The following is a 13,903-nucleotide window of genomic DNA, read 5'->3' as shown; positions in this document are numbered from 1 at the left end:
CAAGCGTATTTCAGTAGTGCTTTTACGAACTCTTTTATGAACCCTACTGGTTCTTTTATGAACTCTTATGTGAACTCTTTTCTTGCTTTTAAGTGGTATCCTGGAGTAACGTCGGCCACCATAAATGCAGATACTAGATGATGAACACAGAACTATTGTCCGAACGCTTGCCAATTTAACGACATGAATCTGCCATATCCCAAAGGCGATTTTGCCAACCTCAAAATGACATTATAATTATTCAACATCCGATGCAGGAAGACTATTATCTTCAAATCTATCAAAGTCAGATTGGAAAAGACGGTCTTGAATAATCCTGTACTTTTCAAACTCAGATTCAGCAAACTCTTTGGCATATTCGGCAGAAACCTTTCCACTATCCTGCAATATCGGACTATCAAATAGATTAATGAATTTGTCTATTCGCTTTGCCCAATCTTCCATTGTCATAGGTATATGACGCATAGCCATACTCTCTGCCATATCAAGCGATGCATTGACTATTCTGCCCATTTCCTCCAATTCTTTTTCTCGCAAATAGTTCTTAGCCACAGACACATCTGTTTTGACAATTTTTCCATTCGGAGCATTTTCCCAAGTGTTCAATCCCATGTGCTCCTTATTCGCATCGGCTCGTTCAACTATCAACTCCGCTGCTGTATGCCCATGTACGGCATAGTGTATTTTGTTCTGCACCTTCTTGAAAAATAGACGAGTTGTCGGAGCATCTTTGTTATAGTCTATTGCCGTAGCATAGATATCCGTGAGTTTCTGATAAAAACGACGCTCACTCAGCCTTATCTCCCTTATTTCGGCAAGCAAATGCTCAAAGTAATCCACACCTAAGAAAGCCCCGTTCTCCATTCGCTTATGGTCAAGCACATATCCACGGATGGCAAACTGCCGGAGGACAAACGTACACCACTGCCGGAACTGAGTGGCACGAACAGAATTAACACGATATCCGACACTGATAATAGCATCGAGATTATAGAAAGTCGTGTTGTAATTCTTGCCATCCGAAGCAGTTGTTTCCATTTTGGAAATAACTGAATATTCGTCCAACTCACCACTCTCAAAAATATTTTTAAGATGCTTGCTGATTGCAGGTACTCCTACATCAAAAAGCTGTGCCATCGCCTTTTGGGTTGCCCAAATGGTTTCATTCTTATACATCACTTGAATCCCACCCTCTTTGCCTTCAAGCATAAATATGAGAAACTCTGCTGTACTATTTCGTATTTCTATATTTTTTGCCATAACAAAATCATTTAATATATTGTGGTAATGGTTCACAAAACATTTTATTTACGACCCTATCACGCATTAGCTTCATGTCCGTAAAATTACGACATATATTTTGTGCTATTTCCAGATAGTTATCTGAGCCATCATCTTTTTGATAATAATATGGCTTTATTGAAACACAGTTTTTATGTTCAAACAAGGTGTTTAGCAGCGTTCTGTCCGAGTTACCACAAGAATGCCCCATGATATAAACTTGATATGGAGCAGATTCAATGAACTGAAGTAAATTACGATATTTTCCCGACTCTAAATACTTTATAGATTTGATGTTTCTTAAACACTCATTATCTGATTGTTTAAGGGAATCTTTATAATCCTCATCAAGCTCATCACCATAACCAAATATTATGCTATTAGGATTATTCAAGTCTCCATGAATATGATTTATAGCTGCAACTTTCAGCCCCCCATATTTGTCTGCTACTTCAGTATAATTAAAATTAAGTAACATAATATTCTCAGGAATTATTAAATCCTTTAGGTAAATTTCTTCTATCTCTGACGAACCTATAAACTGCTTTCTGAGCTGTTTGATATCCTCTGCCGTAAAGTGCCTATCGGAACCTTCATAACCATATCTACAGAGTAACTGTTGGTACGCATTGTCTTGTTGGATTAAATAATCTACATAGTCATAGTAAACCTGTAATTGTGAAATACTAACATCGTCTTTACGAATATTTCCATAAATTTGACGTTGTATCTCCTTATTGCACTTTATATTATCAGTTGTGATAGAAGAAAGATATTGAGCTAAAAGTTCCTGAGTATAATGTAATTGCTTGTTGAGTTCAGAAATTGTATAATCACAGTTGTCTGGATTTATAATTGAATTTCGCAATAAATCATAATATTCCTTTTCTATGTCAACCCATCCTTTGGCCTCAATAGAAGTGCATATACTCTTAAAAAATGGAGACAATGAAAATTCAAAGGACTTAGAATCATTGGCAATACAATCAATTATCTCTTTACCGGACGGTTTATTAAAATACTTAGGAAGATAAAATGCAAAGACATTCCAACAGCGATTGTAGTTGTCTGAAGTAATTTTGATAGAACAAAGACAGTCCTCTGATATAGATGTAATATTTCCTGTAAAAGAGTCAACTCGTTTTTCCCAATACCAGTTTATGAAATCTTCATATCTAGTAGGAAGCCCATGTGCCAAGTCAAAGCCGTTGCCGATAAGTATAATTCGATTCATAAGTGTGCGTTATTCTTTGTATGGTAGTGCTACAAATGCATTCAGTTTTTGGCGCAAAGTGCGCCAATTCGGAAGACGTTTGGTCATCAACATCTCAAAAATTTTGTTATGATTATCGACTTTAAAATGACAGAACTCATGCACAATCACAAACTCAATGCACTCACGTGGTACTCGGGCAAGTTCAAGATTAAAGATAAGCAGACGTTTTGAAGGAATACAACTGCCCCATTCAGTTTTCATCTGCTTGACCTGCCATTCAAAAGGATTCTCTTCAAGTTTATTAGCCCAATATTGGAGCATTGATGTCAGTTCCTTTTTAAGATGCGATCTATACCAAGTACGCATTAGTTCTGCTCTTGTTTCAATAGAAGTGCCAGGTTTCAAAAACATATAAAGTTTGTTACCTTTAAGTTCCATACTATTTGCATAGTGAGGCAACTCTTCTACAATAAGTTGATACCGTTGACCAAATAAATAATGACTCTCGCCCGATACGAATTGCCGTTTCGTTTGTCGAGGCTGGGCAAGAACTTCCTCTATCTGAGTTCGAAGCCATTCCAATTTTTGCAAGACAAAATTTCTAGCATCATCATCTGTCAGATAATCAGGCATAGAGATATGCACCCTCGCATCTGGAGGATAGACAGCCAAATGCAAATTTTTAATAGATTTGCGTTCAACCTCAATTTCGATATCTGCTACTTTTATGGTGTGCATTAAAACTCAGGATTGTTTATTGCAATACGGAGGATGCCATCTACATCAAATGGTTTAGATGCAGTAAATGATTCTAAGACCCTACGAAGTTTAGCTTTCTTTACATCATTCGTCCTAAATCCTTGCTTAGCATTAACTTTGATAAGTTGATAGACTTCCAAAGTTAATGCAACATCTTCGCCTAGATTATCAAATAATGCTTGTTTGCCTTGAGTGTCGAGTCTAGGGTCAAATATACGATTCCCAAGTTCACGAGCTAACTCAGCTATTGCTTTGAGATATTCCTTATAGTCAAGAACTCCTTGGCGATACTCTGCGAGCAGTCGATTTATGCGTTCTGAGAATTTTCTATATTCTTCTGGATTACTCTCACGTTTACGGTTAACTACACGACGAACATTGGCAGTAATCGTTGAAGCGACACCATCCTTTCCTCCAAGTGCTTCCTCAGCCTCATGTTCTGCTTCCTCTGAGTTACCGTCAAGCACAAGGTCAAGAAATGAAAAGTCTTCAAGCATGACGAGTACCTTTGAGGGCTTGGCATCTATATACATATCAAGTATGTTTCTCATCTGCTGATCATACAGCTTCATGTCAACAATATCTCCGGCACGGCGCATTATGGCATTCCGAATATTATCAAAATTCTTGATACACTCAAATATAGTCTGCGCCTCTTCAGTCGTATAACCAGCTCTCTCCATTTCAAGCGCAATTGCAGAATAACGGGTCACAAGAATTTTTACAGCATTATAGAAGGCTTCGCGTATGGGGGCACTTCGGATAGTTGCAGCTTCTTCTTCATCAGGTTCCGTGCTGCGTTGGTCGAATACAAAGTAATCAAAAAATTCGTTGGTCGTTTTTGGATAAGCAACAGGCTCACAAAGATGCTCTACACGTTCAAGTGCCGTGTCCAAATCGCGCTTGGCATTCTCAAATCGATCCGTTAACAATCCTTCCACATCTTCCTTGTCGTAATCTGAAAATGCTCCAGTAGTATAATCATTGACCGCATCTTCAATATTCTTAAAAAGCTGTTTGTAGTCGACTATATACCCGAACTCTTTTTCTTCATGCTCGTTGTTTGTACGATTTACGCGACAGATAGCTTGAAATAAATCATGCCCCTCCATTTTCTTATCAAGGTAGAGATAGGTAGCCGATGGAGCATCAAAACCAGTAAGTAGTTTACTTACCACAATCAGAAGTTTCATGTCACCCGGATGGTCGACAAATTGAGTCTTAGCCCATTCCTCAAATTCTTCGGGAGTGCTGTCCTTAAACATCTTTTTAGCCATCTCTGCTTTATATTCAGCCTCGCTTTGTGTTTCGCCCGAAGATGATTCTTCCGGACTCGCATCTTTACCGTTAAAACTTGAAACGACTGCACAATGTCCTTTAAGTTGTGTTTCCTGAAAGACCTCCCAACAACGATAAGCCTGATAAATGCTATCGCAAACCAGCATTGCATTACCCCAACCTTCACGAAGGCATGATATGAGTTGCATATCCTTTACAATGTCAGCTACAATCTTACGCACGCGGTCACGACTCGAAAAAAGATTCTTCATCACAGCCCATCTGCTTTTTAACTCCTCTTTTGCTTTCGGACTAAGATTGCGTGTAATGTGTTCAAAAAGTTGGTCAACGGCCTGCTCGCTTTCAAGATTCTGCTCTATTTCGCGAGCTTCATAACGTAGGTCGAGAATCACCTGATCCTTAACCGCCTCATTAAATTTATATGTGTGGATATAATTGCCAAAGTTTTCTCTCGATGTAAGTTTACTCTTTTGTTGTTTCAGCAATGGAGTCCCAGTAAAACCAATGAGCATAACATCATCGCCCATGATTTTTTTCATAGCTTTGTTGAGTATACCACCTTGTGTACGATGGCATTCATCAACAAAGACAAATATATTGCCTTTAGCCTTAAACCCTTGAGGCAATTTTTCGGCAAGTGCAGCCATATACTGTTCCGGTGAGCGCTTTCCTCGGAGTTTCTTCTCTTTTGGAGAAAAAGCAGATTCCTCCTGTCCTGCAATACCGAATTTATGGATAAGGGTACAAATCAAATTCGGTTCAACTTCTGACAGCATCAAAAGAAGATGATTTCCGCTTTTGGCACGAATTGGTTTATGACCGGCATCTTTAAATCCATTCTCAATTTGCTTGTCGAGTTCATCACGATCCGTGATAATGACAACACGCGGGTCATTTGGGATATTCTCCAATATCCATTGAGCCAGCCATACCATCATCAAACTTTTGCCGGCACCTTGCGAGTGCCAGATAATACCACTTTGCTTATTGCGGATGCGTGGTTTTGCTGCCTCGAATGCAAAATATTGGTTTGGACGACAAACTTTTTTAATACCTCCGTCATATACAACGCAGTCATGGATAAGACGCAAAATTCTTTTCGGTTCAAGCATCTGAAGCAATGAACGATCAAGTTCATTAGGAAATTCTGCTCTTGAAAATAACTCAGGAATTGGTTCGGGAGTGGGTGTATCATTAGGATAGCTTTGACCTGTCGGTTCTTTCCAGCGTAACCAAAATTTTTCCGGAGTTAGTATTGTACCATAATGCACTCCTTCACTATCGTTTCCGGCAAAAAGAAATTGGGCAGGCACGAAAAAGTGACATATCTCGTTATCTTTACCATTATTACGAATCTGTTGGCGTACACCGTCCTTAACACTAACAGTTGATTTCTTCAATTCAATAACTCCAAGTGCCATTCCATTGACATATACGACTATGTCTGGACGACGTGTATGGTATTCTTCTATATTACGGCGGACAGTTACTTCCTCTGCCAAAGAAAAGATATTATCGGCCACATTATCCTCTAGCCACTCGATAATCTTAATAGTTTTACTTTGTCCGTCATCACCTTGAATATTTACTCCATAGCGCAGATAGCTATAAAAGTTCAGATTGCTCTGAAACAGCGTATCCTTGTCATGGCATCGGCTTATCTCCAAATCGAGCAAGCGAAGTACTTTATCAATCTCGGTATTCGAGGCATGTTGTGTATCTTTTATAAACTTTCCAAGAATTTCGGGGATAATTGGAAGGTTATCGGCATCTTGCTTATATCCAAGATACTGATAACCACAGTAATTGTGGAGGAGATTAACAACACGGTTTTGGGTTACGCGTTCTGAATCTACTAATGGTATCGTGTTCATATCAAACGAATTTTTCCTGTTAATAACTGCTGCATCATACCTTGACGGACTGCAATATATTTATCCCTTTTCACCTCAATTTCTTCAATTTCGTCATTCATATCAGAGAGAACTGATGCTATTTCATTCTGCTCATGTATATCTTTAGGAAGTCGAATTTTCGAAGTTAAAAATCTTCGTTTAGGAAGATTGTATCGAGTAGATCCTTGTGCTAATTCCATCATTAAATCTCTCCCAATTTTGCTGCGAAGAAGAAATGTTAGAAATCTTGGATTGATATTGGGCTTATAAAATCTTAAGCCAAAACAGAAACTATTAAGATACAAATCATCATATTCTTCCGTTACACATGAACACATTCCGACCTCATCCGGGGTCTCAGAAGACGTGTTAAATATAAGGTCATTTTTTTGAACCTTATTTTGTTTTTCGCCTTTGGAAACATTGACATGCTCAAAATAATTTGGAGATATAGTATATTTATAAATTACATTTACGAACATAATGAATTTAGAATCGCCATGTCCGAAATCAAAATCAGTTTTCCCTGAAAGTCCGTTATAAGTATATCCCAAATCCTTAAACGCCATTTCTTCCCATGGTTCATCGAAACCAGGAAGTCGACGACGAGCGGTTAGAAGATCTTGCATTGTCCCCTGCATTATAGACCGTTTCTTTTCAATCAGAGTATCAAGTTCACGAATTAACTTATCTACATCGCTCAATGCTTCTGCAATTCTCGTTTGTTCGTTAACGTCTTTTGGTAGAATAACAGAATGTTCTCCTAATATTTTTGTATTAATTGATGGCATTCCCAATCCAACAGCAGCAGAAATGATACGCTGTTTTGCTGAATAACTATTTAAATGATAGCCTAAATAAGATGCGTTATAACCAAAAGTATTTCGGACTCTTAATAATCGTCCAGAGAATAACCAACCTTCTTCTTGTTCGGTTACAACACTATTTCTGTCAACAGAACCGACTCTACTATATACTATATCGCCTATCCGTAAAGAATATTGAGCCAAACGTTTCTTATCTCTTTCCCCAACCAATGGTGTGTTCGTAGCATGAAGTATGTACGGTTCACCTAAATGTTCGACAGTAATAATTGGTGTACCATAACGAACATAATCAGATGCGTGTAATGAAGAACCAAAGGGACCTGTTTTAATGTCGCTTATAGTTCCTAAACGGAAAACCGCCCAGTCCATAGGAATCAATCCCAACTCTGTTTGTTTGAATTTAGTTTCAATCATAATTCAAAACCCATTTTAGCGAGGTGAGAATTTACTTTTTCTTCAAGATCTCGTACTGAAGCGTCAATGTCGGATAAGCGGTGAGCATAACGATCAACAAGAGCAGTAACTTGTTGTTCAATATCCACGGTTACATCGAAAGCCGCACTAATTGCTCCTCCAACTATAGCAGTATGCCATTTGTCGTTGACAACCATACCCTTAATTTCCGATTCTTGTAAAGTAGGATATTTTGCAACAACAAGTTTGGTCAACTTTGATATCTTTTGTTTAACATCTGTCTTAGCATCAGCCAACTCTCTGTTAAAGTCAATATATTTTTTATATAACTTAATGGTATCATCTGGCAATGCCGCATAATTAACAACTTCCTTCAATCGATATTTAATTGCACTTACACTCATGTCGCTAAGACAATCGAATACATTCCGATTTTTGACGATAATAGCTTCGCGTTTCTCTTTGCCAATCTTTCCTTTTTCGTTAATAGCAAGATATGACTCTAAAACTTCTTTTTCTCCCTCCAATGGTTTCGGGCATATAGCGTAAAGATATTTGCTTGTAATTTCGTTAACAGTATCATTAAGTTCCTCAGAGTATTCCTCCTCCATCTGTTCTATCTCTCCTTTGAGTTGTAACACACGCTCTTCAGCTTTATTGACCGCCTCGTTCTCTTCTTTGAAATATCGATTGATAACAACATGAACTGGCAACAAATCGCAATTATAATCCCTGAAGGTAGGATTCTTTTTAGAAACGAACCTTACCTCTTTAGATTTTTTATCGGTCGTAAGAACATCACACGACAATTCCACCGTCCAACCATAACGAGAAATCAGATAACAATCATCTTGCATGGCTGAATTCCAATAGTTTAGCAATATGTCATATATCGTGTATTTGTCAACGAGACCATCGATTTCGGAGAGCATTTCCAGGAGTGACTCACTCCAGTCTGCTATAATTTTTTTAGGCTGGCATCCGAGAGCAAGCGCAAACATCTGTTGTGACACAAGTTTATACCATTCTTCTACTGCTTCCGAAAAGAATCCACTTAAAGTACTGAATTCCTTATTGTGTGTAATAGTTTTTGGAATCTCGTTACGTCCGACGCACAGTTTATAATAATTTTTCTCCAATGGCTCAAACAGCTCGTCTTTGAGTGTCGGACAGTGGCGCCAAAGATAGGAAAATCCATCTTCTACATCCTTGGCAGGTAATCCTCCGTTTAGTTTGAGGTGAGCATAAAGATCTTGCTGAATTTCAGTATCGACTGGTGTTATATAACGTGACACATTGAGATTGCAGTCATTTCGCTCGTTGGTAATTTCGGTGTAAGGTACGAATCGAGCAAAATGAGGTATGGTTTCCTCTTTATCATCAAGGTTACCATTTGCTTCGAGATTTTCAAGAGTTTCCCATGCATCAAATACACGACGAATATCCTGTTCACGAAGTCGATTCTTTGCTCCATCTTTTGCGAATCCAGAGCGAGCATCAATCATAAAAATGCCTTTTGATGTCGAAGTCTTAGCTTTGTCAATAATGATAATACAAGCTGGTATTCCAGTACCAAAAAACAAGTTTGCAGGCAGACTTATAATACCTCTGATATACCGTTTCTCAATAATTTTCCGCCTAACAGCCTCCTCTTCATTACCACGAAACAGAACTCCGTTTGGCAATATACAAGCTCCCCGTCCTTGGGAATTGATAGACTTGATAATGTGGAGCAAAAATGCATAATCTTCATAGCCAACCGGTGGAATGGGCGGTAGATTGTCGGAGTTTCCCCATCGGCCAAAGGTGTCATTAGTCTTAATTTCTCCTTTTATCCATCCTTTCTGAGAAAATGGAGGATTGGCAACGACATAGTTGAATGTTTCCAGTTGATTTGATGTTGATTTGAAGAATGGCTTTTCAATAGTATCTCCGACTTCTAACTCCGGGTCGTCATAGCCATGAAGATACATATTCATAACCGCCATACCTCGTGTTGCACCATCTAGTTCCTGACCAAATATAGAAACACCATCGCGATGCTTGGAATATTCCGCAGCAGCACGAAGCAACAATGATCCCGAGCCGCAAGTCGGATCATATATGGAAATCTGCGGCCGATTGTCTTTATGTATGCCAATCAGACGAGCCATTAAACGAGAAACCTCAGCAGGAGTATAAAACTGACCTTTCTTTTTACCACTCTCTGCGGCAAAATTCTTCATCAGAAATTCATACGCATCTCCGATAAGATCGTCATCGCCAGCACGGTTCTTACTAAAATCAAGAAAATCTCGCTGAAAAACAGAAATGAGGCTTGTCAATGTATCAACCTTAGCTTTCCCTGTTCCAAGTTTAGTTGAGTCATCAAAATCAGCTTCGTTGATAATGTGATCCAATCGAGGATTCGCTCGAGCTATGGCATGGAGTTTCTTCTGAATCTCCTCGCCTATATTGGTTTTCCCCTTAAGGGCAACGATGTCATTGAAAGAGCATCCTTCTGGAAGGTCAAAGAATATATCTGAATCAGATTTAACTTTGTCGCTGATATACTTCAAGAACAGCATAGTCAATACATAGTTCTTGTATTGACTCGCGTCCATGCTTCCGCGTAGGATATTGCAACTTTCCCAAAGTATGCTATATAATTGAGTTTTCTTTATTGCCATAACTAAATTTTTGTCTCACCATTTATGAGCTGACGAGGGTCAATATTAAGTAATTCTGCAACTTTAACCAGCATATCAAGGGATGGTTGTGACTTATTGGAACACCATCTTGAAATTGTATTCTCGGACTTACCTATTTGCTCTGCCAACCATCTATTGGTTCTTTGCTTTTCTGCAAGTACCACTTTTATTCTATTCAGCATCATTTGTTGATTATTCGACATTAGTATTTAAATTATCCTCGTTAAATTACAAACAAAAATACATCTAATTCTTCATATAGCCAAGTATATAAGCAACAAAAACATCATTTAAAGGAATGACTACAATTGGCATCAAGCTATGCACAAAAACACATTTACCGCTTTTATCTATTTCATCAATGAATTTCATCTTTCAAAAAATTATGCTACACAAACATTATGTTCGCTCAGCATAACACAAAACTTCAATCGCATCTTATTATTCAATCACATACAAATCAACCATCTATCTCGTATCGTTTGGCAATTTGGCGCATTTTTGCTTGGTAATTTGGCACACTATAATAGTCATTCCACCTTATATCGCCCATCCAACACTCCGGCAAACATATCCGCTTCTCTCTTGGAAATACTTAATCGTGTTGCCAATTCGCGCCATCCTTTTACAGCTTCAATAACCTCCGAAATAATCTTTTCTGCTGTTTTACGGTTTAGCATGTAGTCTTCGCAAGCATCCAGCAAAATACTCAGCTCTGCTTTATTAGAAGTTAATGAAACAAGCAAACTTTGATACTCACTCAGCGTGGGATTCATGTCATATGCTGGAGACAATATCCACCCTTTTGCAGTCAACAGGAAACCATGATTGCGGAAATGGTCATCGCTGTTACCAATGCAGATATTGAAGGCTACACGACGGAAGAGTTCCTGCAGGTTTCGCTCTACATCGGTACAGTTCTGAATAATGAAGTCAACTATATCCAAATAGCCGTGTCCAGTAGTTGCATTATCTCCATCACTTAATCCCAACAAGGTCATTGCGGATGCAAAATGAATACGTTTGCTATCGTTTGTTCTATCGAAACGTTGTGACAGCAATGTATGATATTTTTCTCCAGTTGCCAGCACTTTGGTTTTTGCTACGTTTACTCCTGCTTTTGTAGCAAGCAAGTGGCTGAAATGCTCCCAAAGTCCGACATCATAGTCATCCTTGCGCGACGGGAACTTAGCCACATAAAGAGTTTTATCCGTATCTACAACATTGGCTTTAGGACGTGCTCCTCCTAATGATGTCCCAGGTTGCACAAGTTGTGCAATCCATTTCCTATCAGGAAGCATATTATTTTCTTCGCTTTTCTCAATCTCAGCACTGGCAGCAATCAACTCCCGAATATCTGTCAGAGGTGGGATTTTCAACGATTCACTTACATTTATAAATTCACCATCAGGGGTTTCTTTAAAACGGAATCCACCCATTCGAGAGAAATCATCGATACCGGTCAAGAAATCGAAAGATGACAATCTCCTTACAGGTCGCTTTTCTTCCGCTGCCGCAATTTGCTCACGACGCAACAACAAAGTTCGTCCCCAACGATCCGGCAAGGCATCAGAAAAACATCCGAATATATCCTTGTCCGGTTGTGTATATTGCTGACCGGGATAATTGTTCAGGTCGTCACTCAAAAACAGATCGCTGTGCTTTTTCAACCACTCATTATTGAATGTAAAGCTATAGCTATCCGTACCACGGAGAGACTCATAGCCCAATTCGCCTATGAGTTCCACTTCTTTGAGCCAATCGAAATCGGCATATACGTACAACTTTCTCATCGCTTATTCCTTTTTAGAAGCACGTTCTCTTGTTTTCAAACTCAAATCTTGCAAAGCTTTTCCCATTTTATCTTCTTTGGCGAGCAATAGTATATCATCATCCAGTTGCAAAGCATACAATACACGAAGATAAATTCCCATTGCAACAGTAGGAGCACCTTTTTCGATTCGGGAAATAGTAAGCGGAGAACAAGTTGCACGTTCTGCCACCTGAGCAATACTCAGATTCCTACGCAAGCGAGCTAATTTAATCTGTTCGCCCACAACTTGCATCTTCTGCTCCAATTTTCGAGGCAACTTTGTACCCATTGTATTCTTCGCCATAATCAATCTATCATATAATATGCAAAGGTAGTACTTTTTGTTTATTTAATGATATATTACACATAGAAAAATGCACATCATTGCATAATTAACCATACACATAACCCATTTTGAGCAGAAACTCAAAAAACTAAATGCCATAATGTTAATTTATAAGCACTATATACACCTGTAAACAAACAATATGTTATTCGTTACATAGAATGTAAATTAGTCCTCATACACTCAATCATATCAAAGAACTATTTTGCTTGCCAAAAGAAAAAGATATAATTCCATTCTCAACTTGACTTTAATGACCGTTATTATATACACGGGTAATAAAGTTAAGTCAAACAAAGGGGAAGGAAATAAAAAGGCTTCGACTGATTTTTTCTCTTTTGGTCAGCAAACAATATCCATGAAAATCTATTGCATTTAGTTGACATTATCGGTGAAAACATCACGGAATTTTGTACTTTTGTAGTCGGATAGAAGATAGGTGAACTTCATTGAGGATACAATATTTCCTCATGGTTCTGATTCATTGAGAAAAGAGTGTAAAACAGCCTCAAAAACAAGTCTCAGAGGTCTCAAAAACAACTTTTCTACCGATTAAATTGCAATAACCTATCATTCAAGCAGCTATGTATGCTGCATCGAAAGTAATAATAAGTTACTTATGATTTACAGAATCAGCAACATGAATAAAACTAATTGCTATCTGATAACTAATCCGTTTGCCTGTAAATACTTATTTCTATTAATAAATTCCAACACTTTCGGACTCACCCAGAAGTTTGGTTTAAACAATTTTCCAGACCATTCGACCTTTGCTTTTTTTGAAACAGACTTTATGCGTTTCACTAAAGTTTCGAACAATAAAGCACTTTCATACGAAGTAGTATCTCGTGTATCGGAACTATCCTGATTGTACCAAGTAATATATTTAGGGAAAGAGAGTCTTAAACCGATAATCCCCGGTTCATTCATATAGACAACACTCAGTTTTTCCCGTTCTGCCGACCAAAATAAATAAAAGGGATCAATATTAATTACAGGTTCTTGGGGGTCTACAAGTTTAAAAGGTATGGGATTCCCTTTTTCATCTTTTATATCAACAAAAGAAATCTTGTTTATATCATCTATTACAGAAGTTCTAACAGGGCGTTCTATTTTCCAAAGTTGTTCTCTGCTTAAACTATCTTCTCCTATAAGAATCCGTTCAAAAAACTCTTCATATGCTTGAAATACATCTTTTTTAGAAGTTTCCCGATAATTCATTTCAACGCGCGAACCCGTCTCTATAAACGAATAAGACAGTCCATCGAATAGCTCTTTAAACTCATCCGGTGTCAAAATGAAATAAAACAAATTCCATCCCTTGCCAGAACCCCCTCCTGCAAAATATCCCATGCCCTTAAAT

At 38.2% G+C, this 13,903-nt stretch carries 11 protein-coding genes; all 11 read right to left on the bottom strand.

Annotated elements, in window-relative coordinates; translation table 11 throughout:
• Positions 1-237: 237 nt before the first annotated feature.
• The 11 genes from ACGE0T_RS03265 to ACGE0T_RS03215 all read right to left on the bottom strand — a co-directional run bounded on the left by ACGE0T_RS03265 (position 238) and on the right by ACGE0T_RS03215 (position 13,893).
• Positions 238-1,260, bottom strand: coding sequence for a virulence RhuM family protein (locus ACGE0T_RS03265; protein WP_459189108.1), 1,023 nt, complete (start codon positions 1,258-1,260; stop codon positions 238-240).
• A 7-nt stretch (positions 1,261-1,267) separates the two neighbouring features.
• On the bottom strand, positions 1,268-2,515 hold the full coding sequence (locus tag ACGE0T_RS03260; RefSeq protein ID WP_459189107.1) for an AbiH family protein: 1,248 nt from the start codon (positions 2,513-2,515) through the stop codon (positions 1,268-1,270).
• Between the two features lie 9 nt (positions 2,516-2,524).
• Positions 2,525-3,235, bottom strand: a complete 711-nt coding sequence (locus ACGE0T_RS03255; RefSeq protein WP_459189106.1) for a M48 family metallopeptidase — start codon at positions 3,233-3,235, stop codon at positions 2,525-2,527.
• Positions 3,235-6,429: a type I restriction endonuclease subunit R gene (locus ACGE0T_RS03250; RefSeq protein ID WP_459189105.1), complete on the bottom strand. Its 3,195-nt coding sequence runs from the start codon at positions 6,427-6,429 to the stop codon at positions 3,235-3,237. The genes ACGE0T_RS03255 and ACGE0T_RS03250 overlap by 1 nt, the downstream gene beginning before the upstream one ends.
• On the bottom strand, positions 6,426-7,691 hold the full coding sequence (locus ACGE0T_RS03245) for a restriction endonuclease subunit S (RefSeq protein ID WP_459189104.1): 1,266 nt from the start codon (positions 7,689-7,691) through the stop codon (positions 6,426-6,428). The genes ACGE0T_RS03250 and ACGE0T_RS03245 overlap by 4 nt, the downstream gene beginning before the upstream one ends.
• Positions 7,688-10,360: a type I restriction-modification system subunit M gene (locus tag ACGE0T_RS03240; protein ID WP_459189103.1), complete on the bottom strand. Its 2,673-nt coding sequence runs from the start codon at positions 10,358-10,360 to the stop codon at positions 7,688-7,690. Before ACGE0T_RS03240 ends, ACGE0T_RS03245 begins: the two co-directional genes overlap by 4 nt.
• 2 nt (positions 10,361-10,362) lie before the next feature.
• The gene (locus ACGE0T_RS03235; protein ID WP_459189102.1) at positions 10,363-10,584 is read right to left on the bottom strand and encodes a helix-turn-helix transcriptional regulator; all 222 of its coding nucleotides are present in this window, start codon (positions 10,582-10,584) and stop codon (positions 10,363-10,365) included.
• A 43-nt stretch (positions 10,585-10,627) separates the two neighbouring features.
• Positions 10,628-10,753 carry a hypothetical protein gene (locus ACGE0T_RS03230; RefSeq protein ID WP_459189101.1) on the bottom strand — a complete coding sequence of 42 codons (126 nt, stop codon included), beginning with the start codon at positions 10,751-10,753 and terminating at the stop codon, positions 10,628-10,630.
• Positions 10,754-10,911: 158 nt separating this feature from the next.
• A complete protein-coding gene (locus ACGE0T_RS03225) occupies positions 10,912-12,174 on the bottom strand; it encodes a type II toxin-antitoxin system HipA family toxin (protein WP_459189100.1) in 1,263 nt (420 codons plus the stop codon).
• Positions 12,175-12,177: 3 nt separating this feature from the next.
• Positions 12,178-12,498, bottom strand: a complete 321-nt coding sequence (locus ACGE0T_RS03220; protein WP_459189099.1) for a helix-turn-helix domain-containing protein — start codon at positions 12,496-12,498, stop codon at positions 12,178-12,180.
• Between the two features lie 699 nt (positions 12,499-13,197).
• A complete protein-coding gene (locus ACGE0T_RS03215) occupies positions 13,198-13,893 on the bottom strand; it encodes a hypothetical protein (protein ID WP_459189098.1) in 696 nt (231 codons plus the stop codon).
• Positions 13,894-13,903 lie beyond the last annotated feature (10 nt).

It is taken from the genome of Parabacteroides sp. APC149_11_2_Y6 (assembly GCF_054506995.1).
This window is presented reverse-complemented; position numbering and strand designations above follow the sequence as displayed.

Excerpts from the sequence above, each read along its gene's own strand:
- ACGE0T_RS03265 (WP_459189108.1), bottom strand. The coding sequence starts at position 1,260 with ATGGCAAAAAATATAGAAATACGAAATAGTACAGCAGAGTTTCTCATA.
- ACGE0T_RS03230 (WP_459189101.1), bottom strand. The coding sequence starts at position 10,753 with ATGAAATTCATTGATGAAATAGATAAAAGCGGTAAATGTGTTTTTGTG.
- ACGE0T_RS03235 (WP_459189102.1), bottom strand. The coding sequence starts at position 10,584 with ATGTCGAATAATCAACAAATGATGCTGAATAGAATAAAAGTGGTACTT.
- ACGE0T_RS03240 (WP_459189103.1), bottom strand. The coding sequence starts at position 10,360 with ATGGCAATAAAGAAAACTCAATTATATAGCATACTTTGGGAAAGTTGC.
- ACGE0T_RS03250 (WP_459189105.1), bottom strand. The coding sequence starts at position 6,429 with ATGAACACGATACCATTAGTAGATTCAGAACGCGTAACCCAAAACCGT.
- ACGE0T_RS03220 (WP_459189099.1), bottom strand. The coding sequence starts at position 12,498 with ATGGCGAAGAATACAATGGGTACAAAGTTGCCTCGAAAATTGGAGCAG.
- ACGE0T_RS03260 (WP_459189107.1), bottom strand. The coding sequence starts at position 2,515 with ATGAATCGAATTATACTTATCGGCAACGGCTTTGACTTGGCACATGGG.
- ACGE0T_RS03225 (WP_459189100.1), bottom strand. The coding sequence starts at position 12,174 with ATGAGAAAGTTGTACGTATATGCCGATTTCGATTGGCTCAAAGAAGTG.
- ACGE0T_RS03245 (WP_459189104.1), bottom strand. The coding sequence starts at position 7,691 with ATGATTGAAACTAAATTCAAACAAACAGAGTTGGGATTGATTCCTATG.
- ACGE0T_RS03215 (WP_459189098.1), bottom strand. The coding sequence starts at position 13,893 with ATGGGATATTTTGCAGGAGGGGGTTCTGGCAAGGGATGGAATTTGTTT.
- ACGE0T_RS03255 (WP_459189106.1), bottom strand. The coding sequence starts at position 3,235 with ATGCACACCATAAAAGTAGCAGATATCGAAATTGAGGTTGAACGCAAA.